The organism is Mastigocoleus testarum BC008, assembly GCF_001456025.1.
Classification (GTDB): domain Bacteria; phylum Cyanobacteriota; class Cyanobacteriia; order Cyanobacteriales; family Nostocaceae; genus Mastigocoleus; species Mastigocoleus testarum.
On the sequence record NZ_LMTZ01000077.1, the window covers coordinates 103,759 to 127,145 of the forward strand.

The following is a 23,387-nucleotide window of genomic DNA, read 5'->3' on the forward strand; positions in this document are numbered from 1 at the left end:
ACCCCACAAGAATGAAAAATCATAAATCACCACTCGTATAAGAAACAATCTGCATCACTCCACGTCATCAAACACAACTGCTTGAAGAGGAAATCGAAGCTATGGCTAGCTTTCGTCGTTGGAAAAATGGAACTGCTGCATTTCTTGCAATAGCAATCTCAACAGGGACAATAACTCCTTTATTTAGCTTGAATCGAGCAAACGCCCAAGTCATTTTCGGAGAACCAAGGAGAGTTTCAATCTCCGCTGGAGCAACTCTTCCTGTTACCTATGAAAAAGATAAAATTGTTGTTGCTCCTGATGAAACTCTGGATTTAACTTTAAAAGTAGCGAGTGATATTGTTGACAGGTCTGGTAATCTCTTAATTCCCAAAAATACTGAAATTAAAGGTGAATTGAGACCTGCAAGCGATCGAGACTCAGATAAAGGTTCTCAGTTTGTAGCTGAAGAGTTAATTTTTCCCAACGGAGATCGTCAATCCATTGACGCAGCTTCGGATGTAGTCACGAACATAGAAAAAATCAAAAAAGGTTCTGACTCAAGCAAAATATTGCAAGATGCAGCTATCGGTGCGGGTGCTGCTGCTGTCATAGAATTGCTTACAGGTGACAGGGATATAGATATTTTAGGTCCAGTAGCTGGTGCTGGTGCTGGTGCTTTAGCAAGCGTTCTGTTACGAAAGAAAACAGTTGAAGTTGTTGTCATCAATCCCGAAAAAGATTTAGATGTCACCCTAGATTCGGATTTAGTAATTTCCTTGTCCCGTAATTAATAATTATTTTTTCTTTCTTTTTAACCTTAATCATCCTATTAACTGGGTTCTCATTAAAAGAACCCTTTTTTTATGCGTTTTTATAATGATGAAATTGAATGAAAATTCGGCGATTTTATATAAATACACCGTTTGAGGATATTAACGATTTTTTATTTATAGTGTAAATCATCCGAAAAGGCGACTAAGAGAAAATACGAAGTACATTGATTTATATCTAGTAATACTCCGCAGATTCTCGTTGGTGCAAGCCTACATCATGGGTTTAAAATACCTGTGGGTAAAGTGAAATTCCATTATCAACAACAAAAATAAAGTCATATTCACTTCTATATAGTTTATTATCTCATTTGCTAAATAAAATAATTTTCTGGGAAAAGTAAGCAACTATTTGATTGTGAATACGTCAAGATTATTTCATTATTTACCTATACTTTTAATTATATTTTACTTCAGCAAAAATATAATTTTCATTAGTTTAAAATGGAACATTTTATTTTGAGTATTGTCTGAATAATTAACAGAATTAAACAGAATAAATTGGGGTTAAAATAAATGTTTGGAAAATCTAGTTGGCAATCTAAATGTGCTGCAGTTATGGCAATTGGAATTACAGCCGGAAGTATTGCACCGTTAGTTGCTTCTGCACCTGCTTTGGCTCAATCTAATTTTTATGACGTTTCATCTAATTATTGGGCTGCAGAATTTATTCAAGAGTTAGCACGACGAGATGTCATTGCTGGATTTCCCGATGGTTCTTTTCGTCCAGAGCAACCAGTCACCCGAGCTCAATTCGCTGCAATGATTCGTAAAGCTTTCCAAAAAGCACCTGAACGTAGAGCAGTTAATTTCAACGACGTATCTAGAAATTATTGGGCTTACGGCGCAATTCAAGAAGCTTACACCACAGGTTTCTTGTCTGGATATCCCGGTAATCGCTTTGCACCCAATCAAAATATTCCTCGGGAACAGGTCTTAGTTTCCCTTGCTAACGGCTTAGATTACAGCCCAAGCAATAGCTCAATCAACACGCTGCAGTACTACAATGATTCGTTTAATATTTCCAACTACGCTCGTCGTCCAATTGCTGCAGCAACAGAAAAACAAATAGTAGTTAACTACCCTAACGTTCAGTCCCTCAATCCTAAAGCAACAGCAACAAGAGCCCAAGTTGCAGCTTTTATTTATCAAGCATTAGTTAGTAACAACCAAGCGTCAGCAATCTCCTCCCCCTACATCGTAGCTTTTAAATCATCTCCACCCACTCCTGTTGCAGTTACCATTCCTGCAGAAACCGTAATTCCTGTTAAATACGACAAAGCAGAAAAAATTCTGGTGACAAAAGATGAGACTGCACCTTTGACGCTCACGGTATCTCAAAACGTAATTACAGATAGAGGAGATATTGTAATTCCTGCTGGTAGCCAAGTTATAGGAGAACTCAAGCCTGCTGAAGGTGGCTCCCAATTTGTAGCTCAAAAATTAGTTTTAACTTCTGGTCAAGAGTACAATATCGATGCAAATTCAGAAGTGATTACTAAAACTGAAACAGTTAAAAAGGGCAGTAGACTTCGCTCCACCCTCAAAAATGCAGCCCTTGGTGCAGGTGCAGCAGCAGCGATCGCAGGAGTAACTGGCGATCGCGCAATAGCAACAGAAGAAGTCTTAGGTGGTGCTGCAGTTGGTAGCTTAGTTGGTCTTTTCTTTGGGAAAAAGAGTGTTGACCTGATTGTCATCGATCCAGATACTGACCTGCAAATGACAATTGAAGAACAGTTTGAAGTCTCATTGCGATGATTGTCTTGAAATTCAGGAATCAGGACAGAAGTAATGAGTAATGAGTAACAAGTAGTAAGTAATGAGTAATAAGTAATGAGTAATGAGTTTGGATTTATGAGATAGCTTTAGCTAATACAAATGTATTATTATCCAGTGAATGCTTATAGATTATTGCATTAAGAACTTCCCAATCCCTATATGACGCTGTCGCGTCACGCTAAGCTAACGCCAATCCCTAACCCCCAACAGACGGTAACCAAATTAAAAATGTAGTTCCAGGTTTGTCAGACAATGGGATTGCTGAGTTTAAAGCAGGGCTAAAAATCTGAATCTCGCCCTGCATTTGCTCTATCAATTGTTTGGCGATAGTTAAACCCAATCCCGTACCAGGAATTTCTGTTTCAGCTTGCGCTCCACGGTAACCACGTTCGCCAATATGCTTTAGATCCATTTGCGAAATACCAGGACCATTGTCACTAATAGCTATTCCTTGAAAGCCGTCTTTTTCGTGACCTACTGTAATCGCAACCTTACCACCGGCAGGAGTATACTTCAAAGCATTGTCAATAATATTACTGAAAACTTCCGTTAGGGCTTTAGAGTTAGCATTTACAGGAGATAAATTGGCAGGTATTTCTGCCGTTAATCCCAAACCCCTCTCTTGAGCGATTGCACGGGCCGAAATCAGTAAAGGGTCTAATATATCTTCCAAGTAGCATTCACCCCCTTCCTCGCCCGCTCCGGGCAATAATAATGGCACATCTGAAGAAGGTTGTTGTACAGTTGCTTTCACTAAGACTTTATCCCCCGGCAACTTAGGAGCGACTATATCTGCTGTTGTAAGGTTAATAACCTCGTCAAAATGAACTAGTAATTCCCTTAGGCGATCGCTCTCCCGAATAATCGATGTGGCAACGTCTCTGTTTACATCCCCGGGACGCAGGCGCTTGACCAATAGTTTGCCAAAAGTTCGTAATGCGGTAAGTGGATTGCGAAATTGATGCAGTAAATTGTCTAATAAATCCTGTTGCTTTTCCTGAAGGATTTGTTGTTGTTCTAGCTCAGAACGCAACCATGCTTGTCGACGATCCAAAATGCAGGCGATCGCCAGCGTTCTTGCAATTCTTTCAATCTCATCCCGTTCGCTATCTTTCCAGCCACGGTCATCTCTCACCGTCACAAATAACCCCATAATTGCATTTTCATGAACTAGGGGTAAAACAATTTGGTCGCCACGAAATAAATATTCTTCCTGGGAGTGGCAATTCTCTTCATCTCCTCCCTTAGATTCTTGCGGAACTGAAATTAATTCTTGTACACCTGTTAATAGCTTCTGATTCAGATTGGGCAAAACTTTATTTTTATCGCTTTGTTGCCATAATCCTGTCTCTGGATAAACTGCAATTGGTACTAATTTAGCTTCGCTTATTGAAGAGGCTTCTACCAATTCTTGGGTCAAATACACTATGCTCAAAGACGCTCCCAGCCCTTGGGCTAACAGTGCCATCTGCTCTCTACAAAGAGCCACATACTCAGAACTGGCGGTGCTTAACATTTTGTAACGCTTACTTGCAATCAATAACTAGAAAAATAAAATCTATTTGTTTTTCTCTTCCTATAAAGATTAATTAAACCACTGAAAGTTATGCATTCCCCAAATGTATTATATATCGATATTCTAATGGTTTATATTCGTTTAAAGATATTATTTCTATGGTATGCAAAAGTTAAAAGCAGTTGATTTTTAGGTTTAAAACTTTTATAATTACGACGGGTTTTGTAGCTATCACTACAATCTATTAAGCTTGAAAGAGGAGGAAAATAGGTTGGCTAGGAGACGCAAGCGCAAGAGTCGTCGTCGCCAAGAAGGACGTCGTATTTTAGAGAATGTGCCTCAGTTTAGCATAGAGAGTGGCGATGATAAGCCTGTAACAGCAGCAAGAAAATTTATTCAAGCAGAAGGTATTGTCCCACCAGCTTTGTTACTTGTAAAGCGTAATGAGCATACAACCGATCGTTATTTTTGGGCAGAAAAAGGACTGTTCGGTGCTCAATACGTTGAGGAAAACCACTTTTTATTTCCTAGTTTGAGGACATTAGAGGAGGATTCTACTCGAGAAATGCTAGCTGTTGTAGCTGCTGCTCGTTAGTTAAAGGGGTTGATAATTTTATTTATTTTTATCTCTCCTTTAGAGTTTGAATACAGTTCTTAAAAACTATTAACTGGCAAAAGTGATTAGTTTGCATCTAAAATTCAGATTTTTTTAAACTTTTTTGCAGGATTGCCAGTAAATTACTTCCTTAATGAGTTAAGGGCAATTTTGACTACCCTCAACTGCCGTTTTGTTACGGGGTAGATTTTTACACAAAAGAATGCACCAAACAATTGCAATGAAGCAAATTATCCCAAGTAAAGCGTTGGTATATCATCCACGATATTGCCTGGGATAATTTGTTGTAAATGCTTCCGAGCTATCCTAACCTTAGTATGCTCGTCTTGTCACTAAGTGTACTCTTTCAAGAAAGATTGTTTTTCTCCACGATATTACATCGTGGAGATTCATAAAGTTTTTGTTTGTAATTCTCCCAACTTTCTGTCTTTAAGAACTGAAACTCAAACTCGCAGGCTTGTTACGAACAGTGTTGAGTTATTCAACAGTCTTTAACTGTAATGTCCGCTGTAACTCTATGAGTTCATCTCGGTGGGCTATTACAGTTATTTTGCTTGGGAATTTTTGTTTGCTATCGCTTGCTTCCAGTCGAAGCAAAACATTCTCAAGCTTTTTAGCTTTTTTCCAATAAAATATACCGCTTGCAGGTGAAAGTAAGACTATCCCCAAAAAAGCAATACTGAAGCGGGGGAAAAGCTGTGATAAAACCAGCGAGATACACAGTAAACCAATTGCTGACAATAGCGTGAGAAAGATAGCTAGAAACCAGCTTGGTCTAACAAAGCCAGTCATGGTCACTTGGTTCGCTTGCGGGTCCACCGCTGTCACTCGGTAAGACCTCGCTTTAAAATAATCCTGCAACTGAGGCATTAAAGTAGCTTCATCTTTTTCTGATGCCAGTTGTGCTGTTTGTGTCCGGTCTTTAGTCGATGCACGAATAAAGAAGAATTGACCGACACAGAGCAATAAGGTTAGCAACAACGTAGATGGCAGGATAGGGGTATCCATGGCTAATTATTAGTTCCGTAATGGAGGCGACTTGTTCATTATTAATTATTGGCTAATTTGTCCTCTTACTGATGTACTGTTGCCATAGATTCGCTAAGTCTTGTGCTTGAGTTTGCCACTGGGGAGAAACTTGGTACATCCGTCGAGGACGTCCGCGTCCCTCGAGTTTTTTCCAATAACCGGTGATAGCCTTTTCGTCTTCCAAAAATTTGATTGCACTATAAAGCACTGTATCTGAAAGTCGATAGGTCGTATATTCGGTTTCTAATTTTTGGATCAACTCGGTTCCGTACGACTCTCCTTGTAGCAAAACATACAAGATATAACAGACTGCTAGTTCTTGACAAAGATAAGTTGGCGGAGGATTCTCAAAGTACTGATATATATCCTCAAGTCTCATGGTTAATGAATGGCTAAAAAATATGCCCGATAATTGAGCCTAAATCTCGATTGTGAGTATATAGTGCAATCCCTCAATAAGTAAGTGTATAACGCTACTTAAACTGAATTGCCAAACCACAAACGAAATAAAGTAATGTTTACACTAACACCTTAGGGAAAGATTAGGCAGCACAGGGGCTCTAAGAGTATACAATTACTCAACCTATAGGCTGCATGTGAGGAGCATTTGCTGACAGCAGCATTGCTACCGTCTGTGTGTCGAGTGATGCCGAGCGTGTGAGGACTGCCTAAGCATAAAATGGCACCTAAGCAATTTTAAAGGCAAAATGCGTTTTTTTACATAAAAATTAACAAATACTTTGTTTGACGGTAATTATCCCAGTATTAGTGGTTAAAGATGAAGCATCTTTAGCCAGTTATTTCAAAGTACTTGTACTTAAGCCTTTGTTAGCTAGACTTCTCATACCTACACTTGCTGCAGTGTAAATATTTTTTTGATGTCAGCAGGGTGTAACCCCTCACTGAGGTATTTGAGTTGATATCAAACGATTGTAGATAATTTGCAGCTTAATGGTTATATACAAAATTTTCAAAAAAAATAATTTAGATATAATTTACTCCCTTACCGATGTGATTTATGAAGTTTTACTTCCTATGGTGGTCTTACCTCAATGGTAATAAACTAATGCAAAAGGATTGTTGGAACTGAGCTAGCCGCAAATATCATGCAAGCAGAGTGTTTAATCTGGCTTGTATCGAGTTTAGGTTAATCAATTCAAACATAATTATCAGTATTAATCACAGATTCTGCGTACTTGAAATATTATTAGAGCAATGTGATAAGTGTCATAGTGAATTTATCAAACGCCTAGCGCGTGGACGATCAATATATGTCAGATAAGTCCGATACCCAATCCTCTTCTACGAACATCCGCTCAATCGGTCAAACGTTTCGCCTTACTGGTTGGATTAGTTTTTGGACTCAGTTGGTGCTAGGTGTCGTAGCGGGAGGAATTTTATTGTTTGCTATTTTCAGTCAGAGAACTGGAGGTAGAAACAGCAATCCAGGCACCGGCTTTGGTATATTTTTGGCTGTTAGTGGACTAATTGCTTTGATTGGGGGGATAGTTGTCGCTTTTCGTTATACGCGAATTGGCAGAGACCTTTTATCTCCTAATCCTGTCAACCGTCCGCGCAAAGCTGAAACAGTTCAAGTTTTACGCTTGGGGATGATAGTGCATTTTGTCGGCATGCTGTTAACTTTGTTTGGCGCACAAGCCATTGTGGGAACTTTATTAACTAAATCCCTCACCTCACAGCAAATAGGTACTGGAATTATTGCTCAAGCCGACCCAAGTCGTTTTATTCAACCTTTGGATATTTTTGTCGTTCAAGCAAATACTAATACGGTCACAGCCCATTTTGCTGGGCTAGTGGCTTCGGTTTGGTTGCTTAACCGCATAACCCGGTAGGTGGATTAAGGAAAATATCTATAAATTCACCACTAATCAAAATATGTCGATAAAAACATTGGTACTAAAATATGAGTACTAAAAATCGGGAAAATAAATCGATTTTTGTAAAACTGAGTAAATTCTAAAATTAATGAATACAAAGGAGAATCTAGACAATAAATAGATTTTCCTTTTTTATTTATTTACCCAACCGATTAGCTTTTTGGGTTCTAGCATCCTTCAGACAATCTTTGGAAACAAATCTGGATTTTTAGGGGTTAGGAAGAGTTTTGGAATTTATGGAAATTTTGAGGGGAATTCCAACAACTACATAAGGGATATCAAGATATGATATTAGATTTGGGTTAATTACCCCCTTTAAGAATGAGAGGGGAGGTGTGGGAAGTGTGGGAAAATCCCAAACAATATAAAAGGGTTTTTAAAATCGGATTTGGCATGACTAAAGAGAAGATAGCAGGAAAATTACCCCATAACTACAAATAGAAAGAAAATATCAAGTAAATGCAGGAAGATGATAACCCCTCTGTTTTAACGAGGGGTGGAAATCTGACACGGCAAGATTTATCTTACTGTGTCTCTTATCCATCGTTCAACGTATTCGCTAATGCTTATACCTTTCTCTTTTGCTCTCCTTTTTAAATCATTCCAAGCCGTAGGCGTCAAATATATTGCGTGTTGTTGCTTGATTTCGTCGTAGTAATAAGGAGTATCTTTTAATCCTTTTTGACCTTTTCTTGTGAACATCATCTAGCTCCACGTGCTAACCTAAGCGTAGGTTAACAAAGCTAAGGAGGTGAGTCAAAATTGTACAGAACGATTCCAGTTAGAGCTAAATTTAATGATTGGGAGAATGATTATTGGGCTGACCAATGTCGCAACTCAAACAGTTTAATTAACTGTGCGATTTATTATGCTAAGCAAAAACATTATTCTGCATTAGCTGAGATGGGTAATGCACAATCATTGTATTGGCGAGGCGATGAATTACGTAGTGGGTGGAAAACTTATCGATGTGACATTAAGTACCCAGAGTTAGACAAAGCCTTAAAACAATCCCCGCATTACAAAGCATTAGCAGCGCAAGCCGCGCAACAAACATTAAAGTCTGTTGGTGAATCAATAACCTCTTACAACGGGTTGGTAAAGGCTTACTACAAAGGTGAGGTTGATAGACCTAGGTTGCCTAAGTACCGTAAGAAGGGTGGCTTAGCTGCCGTTACATTCCCGAAACAACTTTTAAGATTGATTGATGGTCGGGTTTATCCACCAATCAGCAAAGAAGTTAAGCCACATTTGATAGACGAGATATCTTTGCACTTGCCAGAATTCATTGATTTTGACTGGGTAAAAGAAGTAACAATACGTCCTAACTTAGGTGAATTCTGGGTTGATTGGGTGATAGACGATGGTAAAGAACCTATTACTCATAACCCTAACCTTGATTACTCGCAAGCATGGAGTTTTGACCACGGTGGTACTAATTGGCTCACAGGTGTTTCAACTCGTGGGAGAAGTTTAATCATTGATGGTCGCAAGCTTAAATCAATGAATCAGGGTTACTGTCGTTTGGTTGCCAAGTACAAACAAGGTAAGTCAGACTTTTATTGGGATGCGAATCTTGATAGAGTACAACGTAAACGTAATAACCAGACGAGAGATGCTATCAATAAAGCAGCCAGATTTATTGTTAATCGTTGTCTAAATGATGGTATTGGTAATTTGATCATTGGATGGAACAACGGTCAAAAGCAGCGTTCCAAGATGAGTAAACGCAATAATCAAAACTTTGTAGTAATTCCCACGGGAAGATTGATTGAGCGTTTAAAGCAATTTTGTCCAGAGTACGGAATAGTTTTAACGATTACCGAAGAAAGCTACACCTCGAAGAGTTGTTTTTTGAGTGATGATTTTCTGCCGAAGGTGGGTGAAAAACCCCAGAACTGGAAACCCTCGGGAACAAGAGTTAAACGCGGTATGTACAAAACTGGCTCATGTTTTTTAATTAATGCTGATTGCAATGGGGCAGCGAATATTGCAAGAAAAGTAGCCACACAGTTAGGTATAGACCTAACCAAGGTGGGTAGGGGAGCTTTGACACTCCCAAAACGATACGACTTGTTAAGTGATTTAACTAGAACGTACCGTAAGCGTTGCCTAAATCGGACAATATCCGAGAAACTCACAACGGTCGCGTAGTCCGAGGAATCGAGAAACTCACAACCGTTGCGTAGTCCGGATTCCATCTGACGTAGCAATATCAGCTTAGAATCCCCCGTGTTTTAACCGGGGGAGATGTCAAATTTCTAGCCTTCTTAAATCCAGCAGTCACAGTCAGTCAAAATTGCTATATTCTGTTGTGTTGGCAGACAATCAATATTTAGCAGAAAACTGAGAAAAATCCGTGCTCGATATCAAGCAAATAAGGGAAAACCCAGAATTTGTGCAAGAAAAGTTGGTTCTTCGTGGCGATCGCTACGACCTTCAACCAATAATTGAGTTGAATCAAAAACAACGTGAATTAGAAGCGAAGCGCAACCAACTTCAAGCACGTAGCAATGAAATTGCTAAAACTATCCCGACAAAAATCAAAGCAGGTAGCGACCCTAAGGGCGATGAGATTAAAGCTTTACGGGAAGAAGGTGCTTCCATTAAGGCTGAAATTGGTCAGCTAGAACCTCAAGAAAAAGAACTGTTGGGTAAAATCGAGGAGCTTTTATTGGCTCTTCCCAATTTACCCAGCGGCTCAACTCCCGTGGGTAAAAGTGAGGAAGAAAATGTAGAGGTTCGACGTTGGGGAGATGAATATATCCCCAAAGATGAGAGTATACTTCCCCATTGGGAAATTGCTGATAAATTAGGTATTCTCAATGTTGAGCGTGCTGTAAAGATAGCACAAAGCCGTTTTGTGGCGCTGTTTGGGGCTGGTGCAGCATTAGAAAGAGCATTAATTCAATTTATGCTCGACCGTCAGGTGGAAGCCGGTTATCTGGAAGTCATACCACCAGTTTTAGTAAACACCGAATCTTTGACAGCAAGCGGACAGTTACCCAAATTTGCTGAAGAAAGTTTCAAATGTGGGGCTGACGATTTGTGGCTAGCACCAACTGCAGAAGTTTCTCTGGTCAACCTTTATCGAGGAGAAATTTTATCTGCGGAGGACTTACCAATTTATCACTGTGCTTACACTCCCTGCTTTCGTCGAGAAGCTGGAAGCTATGGGCGCGATATGCGCGGTTTAATTCGCTTACATCAATTCAATAAAGTAGAATTAGTAAAATTTGTCGCTCCAGGTGATTCTTTCGAGGAATTAGAAAAATTACTCAAAGATGCAGCAGCTATTCTAGAAGCATTGGAGTTACCTTATCGAGTATTAGAACTATGTACCGGAGATTTGGGATTTTCCTCAACCAAAACCTATGACTTAGAAGTTTGGTTACCTTCTGCCGGTACTTATCGGGAAATTTCTAGTTGTTCTAATTGTATAGACTTCCAAGCACGAAGGGGTAATATTCGCTTTAAAGAAACTGGTAAAAAGGGAACCCAATTTGTCCATACTCTTAACGGTTCTGGTTTAGCAGTAGGAAGAACAATGGCAGCGATTTTGGAAAATTATCAACAACCAGATGGAACTGTCAGAGTACCAAAAGTACTGCAACCTTATTTGAAGCGGGAGATATTGTGATTTGGGATTGGGGACTGGTGATAGCACTGCGTGCCGCCTTGCGGCATATGGCGACTAGGGATTGGGAAAAAAATTCGGGCGATTCTTAATACCATATGTTGCAGGCGTCACACAGTACCTATGGCTAAAGCCAGGTTAGTACTTAACCATATTAATTTTGTCGGGTTTATACCCAATGATCTAGGGACTGTAATGTAAGTCCCTATCTAACAGCACAAATTCTATGAATAGGACTGGGAAATACTCCTTATAACTTATGTAGTGAAGTACTAAATACTTACGCCGGTGTCCCAGATTATAGCTGAGCTATCTGCGAATTTGCTAACGTAAATCCTAATCGCTAGTCCCCAATCCCCATATGCCGCTTGCGGCGGCACGCAGTGCTATCCCTAATAGCCAATCCCCAAAAAATATCATCCAGATTCATTCCGGACTGTAACAGATCTTAAAATAAGAATATGTATTTCCTAATCTATTGATGAGGGGAGTAATTAAGCCGCTACATTGCTCTTTCAGGGCTTTAGTAAGTGGCGTATAACTGTGTCTTGTAAGAAGAATATCTTGCAAATTGAAAGTTTTATAGTAAAATGCAATATTTTTCTGTAAAACCTGTAACTATAACCCAATAAATTCGCTAATTATTCCTATGTCAGTTTTAGCAGCTTTCGCGGCGATCGCAGTTGTGCTGGTTTTAGTTTTTGTCCACGAACTCGGACATTTTCTTGCAGCTCGCTTCCAAGGAATTCACGTTAACCGATTTTCAATTGGTTTTGGTCCAATAATTTTGAAATACCAAGGAGCGAAAACAGAATATGCTGTTCGGGCTTTTCCTTTGGGTGGATTTGTAGCTTTTCCTGACGATGACCCGGATAGTGATATTCCTCGTAATGACCCTAACTTATTGAGCAACCGCCCTATCTTAGATCGGGCAATTGTCATCAGTGCTGGAGTGATAGCAAACTTAATATTTGCTTATTTGTTATTGGTATCTCAAGTGAGCTTTGTTGGTATCCAGCAAATTGTTGATACTAAGCCTGGTATTGTCATCGAACAACTCGCGCCAGAAGTAAGTTCTGCAGCTACTGATGCAGGAATTAAAGTAGGAGATGTAGTCTTAGCAGCAAACAGCCGGCAATTTAGTGATTCACCAACAGAAATAGAAAGTTTTCAGAAAATTGTTAAAAATAATGCTGGGAAAGAAATCCAGCTACAAATTTCCCGTGGTGAGGAACAACTATCTTTAACCATAGTTCCGGAAGCTAAAGCTAACGGTGGAACCATTGGGGTTGGACTGACACCAAATGTCAAAACTGAGCGCAAACCAGTACGGAATATTGTCAAAGCTTTTAGTCTGGGTGCTACTGAGTTTCAGCGCATCGTTACCATGACATTTCAAGGTTTCGGTCAATTAGCTACTAACTTCCAAGAAACGGCTAACGATCTGGCAGGGCCAGTTAAAATTGTAGAAATTGGGGCTAACATTGCTCAAAATGATGTCGGAAATTTATTTTTCTTTGCTGCTTTAATTAGCATCAACCTAGCAATTATTAACATTTTGCCTTTACCTGCTTTGGATGGTGGACAATTAGCTTTTCTAATGATTGAAGGTGTGATGGGTAAGCCATTACCCAGCAAGATTCAAGAAGGAGTCATGGGAACGGGTTTTGTGCTGATTCTAGGATTGGGGATTTTTCTGATTGTTAAAGAAACTACCCAGCTTTTATATCAAGCACTCAATTAGATTTCTCAGGGGATAAGAACGTCTATAATACCCAAAAATCATTAATTTTTATTTATGGGTGCAAAAGCAGGTGAGTGGTAAAGCAAAACGTTCATCTCAAAAAATTAGGGCGCTGGAAATTCTCATACGCTTGAAGCGTTTGTATCCAGATGCAACTTGTTCTTTAACCCACGACTCACCAGTGCAGTTATTGGTAGCAACTATTCTCTCCGCTCAGTGTACGGATGAGCGTGTGAATAAGGTAACACCCGATTTGTTTGCGCGATTTCCCGATGCAGAAAGCTTAGCAAATGCTGATTTAGAAGAGCTAGAGCAATTAGTGCGTTCCACAGGTTTTTATCGTAATAAAGCTAAAAACATCCGAGCTGCTTGTCGAAAAATAGTTGATGACTTTGACGCTCAAGTTCCCGGACGTATGGAAGATTTATTGCAGCTTTCCGGTGTTGCGAGAAAAACTGCTAATGTTGTTCTTGCCCATGCATTTGGAATTAATGCAGGAGTCACCGTAGATACTCACGTTAAACGTCTTAGTCAACGTTTGGGTTTTACCAAGCATCAAGACCCCGTCCGCATCGAGCGTGACTTAATGAAACTTTTACCGCAAGCAGATTGGGAAAATTGGTCTATTAGGTTGATATACCACGGTCGAGCTATATGTAAGGCGCGTTCTCCTGCTTGTGAGGTTTGTCAGTTAGCGGATATTTGTCCTTCGGCTAATATTGGGTAATGGGTAATTGGTAATGGGTAATTGGTAATGGGTAATGGGTAATTGGTAATGGGTAATTGGTAATTGGTGAAAAGTCTTGCTTGGGTGAGAATTACCTGATCCCTAGTTTCTAACTACCAGTTTCTAATTACCAATTTCTGGTAATCAATTTCTGGTAATCAATTTCTGGTAATCAATTTCTAGAATTTATGTCACAAGGCATTCCATTCGCTAAAATAGACTGTGCTGTTTTATAAAACAACTACTAGAACTTATGGCAAAAAAAGGTATGGTTGAGCGTGAAAAAAAGCGCGCTAAGTTAGTAGCAAAGTACGCAGCTAAGCGGGAAGCATTGCTAGAAGAGTTTAGAACCACAGAAGACCCATTGGATAAACTGGAAATTCATCGGAAAATCCAACGTCTTCCCCGTAATAGTTCTCCTACTCGTCGCCAAAATCGTTGTTGGGTAACTGGTCGTCCTAGAGGTGTTTACCGTGACTTTGGTCTTTGCCGAAATGTACTGAGAGATTGGGCGCACCAAGGACTTTTACCAGGTGTAGTTAAGTCTAGCTGGTAAATAAAAGTAAGAATTAAGAAGTAAGAAGTAATCTAACAACTTTACTTTTTACTCTTAACTCTTTACTTTTTAGTTTTTATTGTCCGCAACATTTATCAATACCTAAACTTTCCAAAAGAAGATCGCTAACAGCATTAGCGATCGCAAACTCTCCATAGAAACTTTTGGAAAAATCAAAGGATTGCATTTCGGTGACAATTGCGAGCGTTAGAGAACCTAAATCGTTTTCTCCTTCCATTCTTTGGCGCATAAAAATTTGTGCTGCTCGTTGTGCTATTTCTTCATTGATAGCTTCGGGAATAAACTCGGTATTCAGCCAAGAATGTAAGCTTGTTTGTAACCATTCTCCCTCCTGTTCGGGATTTTCTGCTGGTGGTAGGGTGATTGGTGGAATTGGTTCAGTCATTTTTTTATTTTTTGTATTTAACGCAGATTCAAACAAATTAAATTCAAACCAATTAAATTCAAACCAATTAAATTCAAACAAATTAAAACAGGTTTGATTTTACGTATACATATCAAAGAGATATTTCAAAGAGATATATCAAAAATATACTCCACGGAAAATTATCTGTTGACAAACTATCTCTAAGTTTGGAAGAGTATTAAACAAATGATACTTAAATTAATTATATTTTGACTTATTAGGATAGAGATTCTAATTATGATTGTACTCAAGGCTTAGCAAATAATATTTATAAATTTGAGTTGTACGAATATTCACTTTCATAAATATTAATTTTTATGTCATGATTTAGAATTGATTGCTAAATCACCTCAATAAAAGGGTGTTTATTTGCATTTTATTTAGTTTGTAATCTATGAGATATAATGTCTCTGCCATCATCGAAGGATATGCCCAAGGCTATTTCCTTATGGGTGATGATGATAATAACCTCGGATGGTATGGCAGTCGCGATCGCACTTTAATTCCTTTGGATGAACGTTTCCGTTATCCTAAATCTTTACGACGCATTATTAATCAAAATAAGTTTAGCGTTGCTATTAATCGCGATTTTCAATCTGTTGTTGATGGTTGTGCAGATCGAGATACTACCTGGATTTCCCCTGATTTAAAAGAAATCTATCAGGAATTACATTATAGTGGTTGGGCACATAGCTTTGAAACTTGGGAAGGGGATGAACTTGCAGGGGGAATTCTTGGAATTGTGATCGGCGGTGCTTTTATTGGCGAATCAATGTTTTACCGCATACCCGATGGTTCCAAAGTTGCGATGGTAAAACTAGTGGAAAAATTGCGAGAAAAGAGATTTATTATATTTGATGCTCAAATGATGAATCCCCACTTGGAAAGATTTGGGGCTTATGGTGTTGGCAATTTAGAATATCAAGATTTACTCACTAAAGCAGTAGCAATGACTGAATTAAATTTTGTTTAGTCTGAATAATTCTTTGTTTTATGTTCCCTGTTCCCAATTCATAATTATCTGTTTCCCGTTTCCTGTTCCCTGTTTAATGTTCCCTTTTCAATGCAAAACTCTATTACCATAGATGATATCCAAGCGGCAGCGAATCGCCTCAATAGTATTGCAAATCGTACTCCCGTTCTGACTTCCCGTACTATCAATAAACTCACAAAGAATCAAGTTTTTTTGAAATCAGAAAACTTTCAAAGAACTGGCTCTTTTAAATTTAGAGGAGCATTTAACGCACTGTCCCAATTATCAATAGAACAAAAAGAACAGGGGGTCATTACATTTTCATCAGGAAACCACGCTCAAGGGCTCGCTTTAGCCGGTAAATTGCTTGATATACCAACTACCATTGTTATGCCGGATGATGCTCCTGCAGTCAAACAAGCAGCAACTCGGGGTTATGGTGCAGAAATTGTTTTGTATAAACGTAAGGAAACAAGCAGAGAAAAATTAACTCAGGTTTTAGCAGAACAAAAAGGTTTGAAAATAATTCCACCTTTCGATCATCCTCATATAATCGCAGGACAAGGAACAACTGCATTGGAATTGATCGGGGAAGTGGGAGAACTCGATCTACTTTTGGTTTGTTGCGGTGGTGGTGGATTAATTTCTGGTTGTGCAATCGCAACAAAAGCACTTGCTCCAAATTGTAAAGTTATTGGGGTCGAGCCAGAAAAGGCTAATGATGCAACTCTTTCCTTCTACAGTAAAACTATACATGTCATAGAAAATCCCAATACTATTGCTGATGGTGCTCGCACTCATAGATTAGGCGAATTGACATTTCCTTTGATACTCCAACATGTAGATGAGATGGTGACGGTTTCAGAAGAAGCGATTATTCGTACCATGTTGTTTTTATGGGAACGCCTGAAGATAGTTGTGGAGCCAACGGGAACTTTAGCTGCTGCGGCTTTACTTGAAGGCGTTGTGAAAGCACCGGGAGCCAGAGTCGGAGTAGTTATTAGTGGTGGAAATGTGGATTTAAGGAAATTTTTTAGGGAATTTCAATAATTTGATTTTCCAAAACCAATGAAAGGACTTTTATTAGACGTTGGTTATTTTTTTCATTTAAAACAGCAACCCGAAAATAATTATCTCCCAGTTCGGGAAAACTCTTGCAGTTACGAATTAAAATGTGATGTTCCTTGAGTAAGCGTTCTTGAAGTTGGATAACGCTGTGCTGAGAACGCACCAGTAAGAAATTTGCAGAACCAGGTAAAGGTTCTAATCCAGGTAAACTGACTAGATCGCGAAACAATTGTTCGCGCGTCGGTGCAAGCCATTCCCAAGTTTGCCTTTGAAAATTCTTATCTTTCAAAGCTGCGATCGCTGCAGCTACAGCTAAAGAGTTGACAGACCAAGGATCACGCCATCTATCCCAACGACTCAAGTAATCGGGATGAGCAATCGCATATCCCAAGCGCAACCCTGCCATACTGTAAAACTTGGTTAGCGATCGCAAAATAACTAAATTTGGATATTTTTCCACCATTCCAATTAAGCTTTGCTCTTGGTCTGGCGGTAAAAAATCCATAAAAGCTTCATCAACTACAACTAAAGGTAATTTCTTCAGATAGGGCAGAATTGCTTGCCGCGACCACAACTTTCCGGTTGGATTATGGGGGTTATTAAGCAGCAAGCCATGCCTTGAAGATAAAGCAAAATCGTTAAGAGGAAGAGAAGACAAAGGTTGAGTAAAACTTACCTTTTCCATGTCTTCCCGATTTCCTTCTTCTTTAGCATGATTTTGTCTTGCCAAAGAAAAAGGAAACTCCAGTACTTTCGCATCATAAGCAGCTAATGCTCGATAATAATCGCCAAAGGCTGGAGTAATTAAAGCTGTTGCGGCAAATTTGGCAAATTCTCTACCAACATACGTAAGTAATTCTGCAGAACCGTTACCGGGCAAAATCCACTCAGGATCTAGTTGGTGATATTGACTCAGCGCCAGTCTGAGTTCTGTGTAATTAGGGTCTGGATAGTGCTTTATATAACCCATGTGAGACGAAATAGCAGTTAAACTGCTATGGGGAGGTCCCAATGGGCTAATACTGGCAGAAAAATCCAGAATTAAATCCTGTGGGCAGCCAGCGATAGCAGCTGCCCAAGCTAGATTACCCCCATGTCCTCTTTGCCGCACCAAAAAGTAGTTGCTCCCAACACTACTTATGATTTTGGGGGCGCAACTCTTTCTCTGAACATTTTTCCTGCGGAGAATGCGGGAACCTTAGTTGCAGGGATTTCCATTTTTTCGTTGGTTTTGGGGTTACGACCTTCACGAGCTTTACGTTCCCGTGACTCAAAAGAACCAAATCCAACTAGGGTTACCTTATCGCCAGAGGAAACAGCTTCAATAATTGTTTCTAATGCAGCGCTTAGGACTGCATCAGCTTGCTTTTTAGTTACGCTAGCCTTTTCAGATACAGCATCAACTAATTCACCTTTATTCATGTCAAACTCCTTGAAATTTACTTGAGATTATTTATTGACACACCCAGACGTATGTTTACCGAAATCTCTGTTTAGAGATTTACCAAAAAAACGTTTTTTGAGTATTTATGCCTAAAAGGGCTGTAACTCCTGTTGGCTGAACTTTTCAATGAATCATTCTAATGGGTACAAGCCAGAAGTGGATAGATGAAACCATTAATTTATATAGATTTCAGGATTCGTTATCATTTTCTGGCTTTTGTTTTCCTAAAAACCCACCTCCGAGTAGGGAAAAATACTTAGTAAAAACCCCTATCCCGAAAGGAATAGGGCAAACTAGGGGATAAAAAATCGAAATTTAATGGAATTGTAAAGAGGTGACAATTCTTTACAAAATATTTTTAACAATAGTCCAAGAAACGGTTTATTGCAACGCCTTTTCAGAAATTAATTAGAATTCAAGAGCCATGGTTCAGGGTTAAGAAGTAAGGAGTAAGGAGTAAGGAGTCAGGAGTCAGGAGTAAGGAGTCAGGAGTAAGGAGTCAGGAGTCAGGAGTCAGGAGTAAGAAGTCAGAAGTAAGGAGTCAGAAGTAAGGAGTCAGAAGTAAGGAGTCAGGAGTAAGGAGTCAGAAATCAACATTCAGGTTATGAACTAAGTTAGTACTATCCTCATGGAAGCCATAAATGGGGAATATAACAACATAAAGTACTTCTGTTATGAGATGAGCGAATGTTATGAGATGAGCGAAAAAATCTGTTCCCTGTTCTCTCCATTCAATCCAAAATATTCAAAAATGATACGTTTATAAACTTTTATTTCCTGCGAGGAATTTTTAAGCCCCGGCGTTCTAGCATTTGTCTCACTGAAGGACTAGGTTTGTAGTTATAGCCGAAAGATGAGTTTTGAGTGTCATCCATGACTTGAGGTGTTAGTAAAACGATTACTTCTTGGCGATCGCTTGTTTTATTTGTCCTTCTAAACAACGAACCCAATAGAGGGATATCACCCAAAATTGGTACTTTAGAAACGCTTGTACGGTCCCGATCTCGGATAATTCCACTTAGAATTAGGGTTTGACCATCTCGCAACCTAACTAAACCTGATTGAAGCGAGCGTTTAGAAACTAAAGTCACTAAACCTGCTCCCGTGTCAACTTCACGTACGGGTGCGCTCACATTAGGAGCAACCGAAAGAGACACAAAACCATTATCATCGATGCGTTCTATCTTGACACCCAGAGTTAAACCTACTTCCTCTTTAGTAACTTCTTGTGTTTCCCTCGACCCACCAGAAGTGTCAGTTATTGTTATATTTGTCTGTCCAACAACTTCCTCGGTTAGATTTACCTGCGCTTGCTGACCTTCCTGAACAATTAAGCTTGGGTCTGTCAAAATTTTGGCATTACCGCTTTGTACTTGGGCTTGTAAGCTTGCTAGGAATCGTTTGGGAAACCGGAATAACGACGGTAAGCCAAACTCAGCGTTAGCTCGACTTCCTTCAGCAAAATCAGCTGTTCGCTGTCCAGTGGTAGGATCGGTTGTGATGGTAATAGTATCTGGTGTCCCTGGAGTAAATCCAGAAATACCAGGTGCAGTTGGATCTCCGTTAGCACCAAGAGGAGTTCTTGGATTTAAGAAAGTTGCATCACCAGGAGTATTTTGTGTAAGAAAGCCATCATCTACAACTCTTAGACCTGTACCACCATTAGGAACAGTAAGTGTACTATTTGGGTCGAAAAATGGTTCTCCTGAAATTGGATTGGAGATGACTGGTTGGCTAGTTACACTATTAGCTGCTTCGGAACTGGTTGGAGGTCTCGAACCACCGAAATTAACCACAGCAGCACCACCATCATTGGAAAAGAAATTATTCCCTACACCAAAAGAAAAACTACTGTTAAAGTCTTTAATATTTGAAAGATTGACGTCAACAATCTTGACATTAACTACTACTTGACGACGACGTACATCAAGTTGAGTTAATTGCGTCATCGCCATTTCAATTAACCTTGGACTACCAATCAAAGTGACTGAGTTTGTGCGTTCGTCTCCTAGTGCTTGCAAGCCTCTAAGTATAGGGTTTGTATATTTTGAGTCATCAAGACTAAGGCGTTCTATTTTAGTTTCTGTGGTTGTCTGTGTTTGAGTAATAGGAGTTGCACCACTACCTACAGGTACAGCACTTACACTGGTAACTTGTCGTTCTCGACTTACCGCACTTTCTGCACCCATACCAACTAGAAAGTTTAATGCAACATCTACAGAAACTTGATTGAGTCTTATGTTGCGCATCACCACATCGCGGGTGGAATTAGGTAGATTTGGACCCACAAAAATTGTCCGACCGCTACGATTTGCTTCTAAACCACTTAAGCGCAGAACATAGTTGAAAACATCCTGCACGGGCTCATTTTCAATATCTAAAGAGATTGTTGGTCCTTCAGCATTGCTACTTTGTGTTTCTGAAGCATTTCCCTCCTTATCTCCAGCGGTGGTGTAAGCCAAATTCATTCCTGCTGCACGGGCTAGCAGTGACAATACTTCACGTACTGGAGCATCTCGTAATACCAAACGAGGAACCCGTTCCTGAGTACCCAGATCGATAACGGTGGGAGAAGCATCAATATTCGAAATAGCAATATCTCCAACAGGTGGAGCAACAGCCCTGGGAAGAAATGGTGGAGCCGGTGTAGAGGGCTGACCTGGACCCGCAGGTTGGGCTGGAGTGGTGTTGATATCTATTTGAGGCTTAGGAGCAGGAACTGTAGAAGGAGGAGCGGGAGGAGCAGGGGTATTATTTGCTATTGTGCTGGGGTTTGATGGAACAGATGCGGATGCAGGAGAAGCTCCAAAATTCAGAGTCACACCATCTTTTTTGCGCGCTATGGGTAGACTATTAGGAACATTTTCTGTACCGGTTACTAATATTCGAACACTGTTTGCATCTAGCTGATTAATCGTAACTAAAGCAATTCCTGGTGCAGGATTTTCCTGACTGAAGCTATCGCCTTCGGGTAACTTTAATTGAGTATTAATAACATCTGCAACTAAAACATTTCCTCTTTTAGTTGTAAATACCTGCGGACGCTTACTAGAGGATGTTTTTAACTTCAGGCTTATTCCGTTATCAACTGGCTTTAAATTCACTCCAGTAATTCGAGCAGTTTGTGCCCAAACAGGTTGAGCTACAAGAAGTATAGTTGCGGCAGTACCTAAAATAATATTGTTACCGTGAAGCTGTTTCACAGTCCATTCCTCACTAAAAAATAATAGGGTTAATCTGAATTTAAAAGTTTAAGTTGAAAAATTTGAATTTAGAATCTTGAATTTTAAATTTTGAATTTTAAATCTTGAATTTAGAATCTTGAATTTTAAGTTTAATTAAAAAAAAATTGAGTTGAAAATTTTAGATTTTTGTTCTGACTTTAACGTTTTGGGTTTACCTTTAATACAAATAAGAAGAAATAGTAAATAAATAAAAATAGAAATTGTAATTATTTAATCATTAGTCATGTCTAGGTTTGTAGTTGCGCTTTAGCGCACTTTCTTAGCACAACTGCAAACCAAAAATTTACCCACATATTACTTAACAAGGGTATTTGTATTTACTACTCTGCTTCTGCGGCTTTCGCTGCTGCAGCGATTTCTTCTGGGTTCATCGGCATTAAGGCTTCTAGTAAAAAAGAGGTTTTGATTGGTGCAGCACCCACCCTAGGTTTTACTTTTCCGTCCCTATCAACAGGATCGGATTCTAAAACTGATTTATATTCTTTAACAATTAGTAGCGGTTGTAAGCGCTCAATATTACGGATAATTGATTGAGTTTGCTCGTAAGTTCCTATTATTTCAATATTAGTAGTACTGCTTTTTAACTTACCGTCTACCTCTGCACCGAGAGAACCATCAGTTATTGGTTGAAGTTGATTTTCACCAGGCGCGAACTTTTGAAGTTTTGCATTTATTGCATTGGTCGGTAATTGAGTATTTCCTGCTTCCACCAATCGGTTTAAGTCTATAAGTAAAGTGTCAAGGGTTTTCTCATTTGCAAATACCGATAAAACCTGAATCTGCTGTTGCTTAGTTTTTGCTAATTCTTCTTTAACTTCATCAATTTTATCGATACTGGCTTTTTTATTCTCAATCTGTGTTTTTAGTTCGCTCTTTTGTGTTTGCTTTTCTTGAAATGTTTCCCAAGTTGGCATTAACAGGTTCATAAGCATATAAGCCGCTCCCGCTAATCCTAAAAAGCCAATCAGGATACCGCTAACTTTTGGCGTTAGGGTCACCCCAAATACGACGGGATAATTAGAAGAATCATCCTCAAATCCTCCGCCTTGCTCTTCAATAAAATTAAAATCTTCACTCAGTGTCATTTTTGCAGAATTCCTGTTCCTTGCAGACTACGTATTCTGGCTACTAGCCCAACTGTCCCTTTTTGTTCCAATTCACGTATCAATTCCGAAGCTGGAACATCACTTAAACTGGATTGAATTTCGTATCTAACTACCTTCGGTAATTTAATTAGTTCGCTATTCTCAGCTTGACTAACTTCCGGAGGAATAGGAGCATCGACTAATTCAGCACTCAAAATTCTGCTTTCTGAAGGTTTAAATAAGCGAGACTGTTGTAAGCTCAGTAAAAAATCATTAACGTCATTAAACGATCGAGCATATCCACTTAACTTGACGGCTCCAGCTGAATTAGGTTTATTTCCATCAGTTTCTGCTGGTGGTGTTTGCTCAATATTTTCCAGCTGTACCCTTCCCGGAATGCGATCGCGTAAATCTTGTAACATTGCAGACCAAGGGCGGATCTGATCGAATACCGTTACTAGGGCTTGATTTTCTCCCTTAATCTTGTCAGTCTCCGCTTTGATTTTATTAATGTCTCCTATTTCTGTTTCTAGCTGTTGATTCTCTACTTCTAGCTCAGCAATTTCTGATTCTAGGGTGTTATTTTGAGTACTTAAGATATACCAAGCACCACCAACAAACACAGGAAGACATATTGCAACCGCGAGTCCAACAAACAACGGTATTAACTCTCCACCTGAAGTAGTATTTTTAATGCTACTTTCAGATTTCTTCTGGTGGGATGGACGGTCTTGAAGAAAGTTGATATCTAGGCTGTACATTGTGCTATGTCATACCCCCTGATAGTGGCAAAGCTTTCGATAAATATTTTCGGTAAATATTCAGTTATGA

At 39.4% G+C, this 23,387-nt stretch carries 20 protein-coding genes; 11 read left to right on the forward strand and 9 right to left on the reverse strand.

What is annotated here, in order from left to right; translation table 11 throughout:
- Positions 1–101 precede the first annotated feature (101 nt).
- Both BC008_RS12305 and BC008_RS12310 read left to right on the forward strand, forming a co-directional pair.
- Complete coding sequence (locus BC008_RS12305; RefSeq protein WP_027843218.1) at positions 102–773, forward strand: hypothetical protein; 672 nt, start codon at positions 102–104, stop codon at positions 771–773.
- Between the two features lie 555 nt (positions 774–1,328).
- Positions 1,329–2,570, forward strand: coding sequence for an S-layer homology domain-containing protein (locus BC008_RS12310; RefSeq protein ID WP_027843219.1), 1,242 nt, complete (start codon positions 1,329–1,331; stop codon positions 2,568–2,570).
- 217 nt (positions 2,571–2,787) lie between these two features.
- On the opposite strand, the gene BC008_RS12315 is transcribed toward BC008_RS12310, so the two are convergent.
- Entirely contained in the window at positions 2,788–4,107 is a 1,320-nt protein-coding gene (locus BC008_RS12315; protein ID WP_027843220.1) for a sensor histidine kinase, read from the reverse strand.
- 271 nt (positions 4,108–4,378) lie between these two features.
- On the opposite strand from BC008_RS12315, the gene BC008_RS12320 reads away from it, so the two are divergent.
- Positions 4,379–4,702: a DUF3155 domain-containing protein gene (locus BC008_RS12320; protein ID WP_027843221.1), complete on the forward strand. Its 324-nt coding sequence runs from the start codon at positions 4,379–4,381 to the stop codon at positions 4,700–4,702.
- A 498-nt stretch (positions 4,703–5,200) separates the two neighbouring features.
- Here BC008_RS12320 and BC008_RS12325 read toward each other — a convergent pair whose 3' ends face one another.
- Positions 5,201–5,731, reverse strand: a complete 531-nt coding sequence (locus tag BC008_RS12325; protein ID WP_027843222.1) for a cofactor assembly of complex C subunit B — start codon at positions 5,729–5,731, stop codon at positions 5,201–5,203.
- Between the two features lie 52 nt (positions 5,732–5,783).
- Positions 5,784–6,131 (reverse strand): PadR family transcriptional regulator, encoded by a 348-nt coding sequence (locus BC008_RS12330; protein ID WP_027843223.1) that lies wholly within the window; start codon positions 6,129–6,131, stop codon positions 5,784–5,786.
- Positions 6,132–7,023: 892 nt separating this feature from the next.
- Between BC008_RS12330 and BC008_RS12335 the strand changes: the two genes are divergently transcribed.
- From BC008_RS12335 to rpsN, 6 genes are all read left to right on the forward strand, one after another.
- The gene (locus BC008_RS12335; RefSeq protein ID WP_027843224.1) at positions 7,024–7,605 is read left to right on the forward strand and encodes a DUF3611 family protein; all 582 of its coding nucleotides are present in this window, start codon (positions 7,024–7,026) and stop codon (positions 7,603–7,605) included.
- Between the two features lie 807 nt (positions 7,606–8,412).
- Positions 8,413–9,804: an RNA-guided endonuclease InsQ/TnpB family protein gene (locus BC008_RS12345; protein ID WP_027843226.1), complete on the forward strand. Its 1,392-nt coding sequence runs from the start codon at positions 8,413–8,415 to the stop codon at positions 9,802–9,804.
- 205 nt (positions 9,805–10,009) lie between these two features.
- Complete coding sequence (gene serS / locus BC008_RS12350; protein ID WP_027846669.1) at positions 10,010–11,290, forward strand: serine--tRNA ligase; 1,281 nt, start codon at positions 10,010–10,012, stop codon at positions 11,288–11,290.
- Positions 11,291–11,936: 646 nt separating this feature from the next.
- Complete coding sequence (gene rseP, locus BC008_RS12355; protein ID WP_027846670.1) at positions 11,937–13,031, forward strand: RIP metalloprotease RseP; 1,095 nt, start codon at positions 11,937–11,939, stop codon at positions 13,029–13,031.
- Between the two features lie 58 nt (positions 13,032–13,089).
- Positions 13,090–13,758 carry an endonuclease III gene (nth, locus tag BC008_RS12360; protein ID WP_058183438.1) on the forward strand — a complete coding sequence of 223 codons (669 nt, stop codon included), beginning with the start codon at positions 13,090–13,092 and terminating at the stop codon, positions 13,756–13,758.
- 253 nt (positions 13,759–14,011) lie between these two features.
- Entirely contained in the window at positions 14,012–14,314 is a 303-nt protein-coding gene (gene rpsN / locus BC008_RS12365) for a 30S ribosomal protein S14 (protein WP_058183439.1), read from the forward strand.
- A 76-nt stretch (positions 14,315–14,390) separates the two neighbouring features.
- On the opposite strand, the gene BC008_RS12370 is transcribed toward rpsN, so the two are convergent.
- A complete protein-coding gene (locus BC008_RS12370) occupies positions 14,391–14,720 on the reverse strand; it encodes a hypothetical protein (protein ID WP_027846533.1) in 330 nt (109 codons plus the stop codon).
- A 415-nt stretch (positions 14,721–15,135) separates the two neighbouring features.
- Between BC008_RS12370 and aat the strand changes: the two genes are divergently transcribed.
- A complete protein-coding gene (aat, locus tag BC008_RS12375) occupies positions 15,136–15,714 on the forward strand; it encodes a leucyl/phenylalanyl-tRNA--protein transferase (protein ID WP_027846534.1) in 579 nt (192 codons plus the stop codon).
- 90 nt (positions 15,715–15,804) lie between these two features.
- Positions 15,805–16,764 carry a threo-3-hydroxy-L-aspartate ammonia-lyase gene (locus BC008_RS12380; protein WP_036268569.1) on the forward strand — a complete coding sequence of 320 codons (960 nt, stop codon included), beginning with the start codon at positions 15,805–15,807 and terminating at the stop codon, positions 16,762–16,764.
- Here BC008_RS12380 and cobD read toward each other — a convergent pair.
- From cobD to BC008_RS12405, 5 genes are all read right to left on the reverse strand, one after another.
- A complete protein-coding gene (gene cobD, locus BC008_RS12385; protein ID WP_027846536.1) occupies positions 16,748–17,893 on the reverse strand; it encodes a threonine-phosphate decarboxylase CobD in 1,146 nt (381 codons plus the stop codon). The two genes, BC008_RS12380 and cobD, sit on opposite strands and share 17 nt — an antisense overlap.
- Positions 17,894–17,919: 26 nt before the next feature.
- Positions 17,920–18,204 (reverse strand): HU family DNA-binding protein, encoded by a 285-nt coding sequence (locus BC008_RS12390; RefSeq protein ID WP_027846537.1) that lies wholly within the window; start codon positions 18,202–18,204, stop codon positions 17,920–17,922.
- A gap of 792 nt (positions 18,205–18,996) precedes the next feature.
- Entirely contained in the window at positions 18,997–21,429 is a 2,433-nt protein-coding gene (locus tag BC008_RS12395) for a type IV pilus secretin family protein (RefSeq protein WP_027845781.1), read from the reverse strand.
- Positions 21,430–21,791: 362 nt separating this feature from the next.
- On the reverse strand, positions 21,792–22,556 hold the full coding sequence (locus tag BC008_RS12400; RefSeq protein WP_027845782.1) for a hypothetical protein: 765 nt from the start codon (positions 22,554–22,556) through the stop codon (positions 21,792–21,794).
- Positions 22,553–23,317, reverse strand: coding sequence for a PilN domain-containing protein (locus BC008_RS12405; protein ID WP_027845783.1), 765 nt, complete (start codon positions 23,315–23,317; stop codon positions 22,553–22,555). The genes BC008_RS12400 and BC008_RS12405 overlap by 4 nt, the downstream gene beginning before the upstream one ends.
- Positions 23,318–23,387 lie beyond the last annotated feature (70 nt).

Bases quoted from the DNA above. Each gene is read 5' to 3' on its own strand.
- BC008_RS12305 (WP_027843218.1), top strand. From the start codon at position 102: ATGGCTAGCTTTCGTCGTTGGAAAAATGGAACTGCTGCATTTCTTGCA.
- BC008_RS12310 (WP_027843219.1), top strand. From the start codon at position 1,329: ATGTTTGGAAAATCTAGTTGGCAATCTAAATGTGCTGCAGTTATGGCA.
- BC008_RS12315 (WP_027843220.1), bottom strand. From the start codon at position 4,107: ATGTTAAGCACCGCCAGTTCTGAGTATGTGGCTCTTTGTAGAGAGCAG.
- BC008_RS12325 (WP_027843222.1), bottom strand. From the start codon at position 5,731: ATGGATACCCCTATCCTGCCATCTACGTTGTTGCTAACCTTATTGCTC.
- BC008_RS12330 (WP_027843223.1), bottom strand. From the start codon at position 6,131: ATGAGACTTGAGGATATATATCAGTACTTTGAGAATCCTCCGCCAACT.
- BC008_RS12335 (WP_027843224.1), top strand. From the start codon at position 7,024: ATGTCAGATAAGTCCGATACCCAATCCTCTTCTACGAACATCCGCTCA.
- rseP (WP_027846670.1), top strand. From the start codon at position 11,937: ATGTCAGTTTTAGCAGCTTTCGCGGCGATCGCAGTTGTGCTGGTTTTA.
- rpsN (WP_058183439.1), top strand. From the start codon at position 14,012: ATGGCAAAAAAAGGTATGGTTGAGCGTGAAAAAAAGCGCGCTAAGTTA.
- BC008_RS12370 (WP_027846533.1), bottom strand. From the start codon at position 14,720: ATGACTGAACCAATTCCACCAATCACCCTACCACCAGCAGAAAATCCC.
- aat (WP_027846534.1), top strand. From the start codon at position 15,136: ATGAGATATAATGTCTCTGCCATCATCGAAGGATATGCCCAAGGCTAT.
- BC008_RS12380 (WP_036268569.1), top strand. From the start codon at position 15,805: ATGCAAAACTCTATTACCATAGATGATATCCAAGCGGCAGCGAATCGC.
- BC008_RS12390 (WP_027846537.1), bottom strand. From the start codon at position 18,204: ATGAATAAAGGTGAATTAGTTGATGCTGTATCTGAAAAGGCTAGCGTA.
- BC008_RS12400 (WP_027845782.1), bottom strand. From the start codon at position 22,556: ATGACACTGAGTGAAGATTTTAATTTTATTGAAGAGCAAGGCGGAGGA.
- BC008_RS12405 (WP_027845783.1), bottom strand. From the start codon at position 23,317: ATGTACAGCCTAGATATCAACTTTCTTCAAGACCGTCCATCCCACCAG.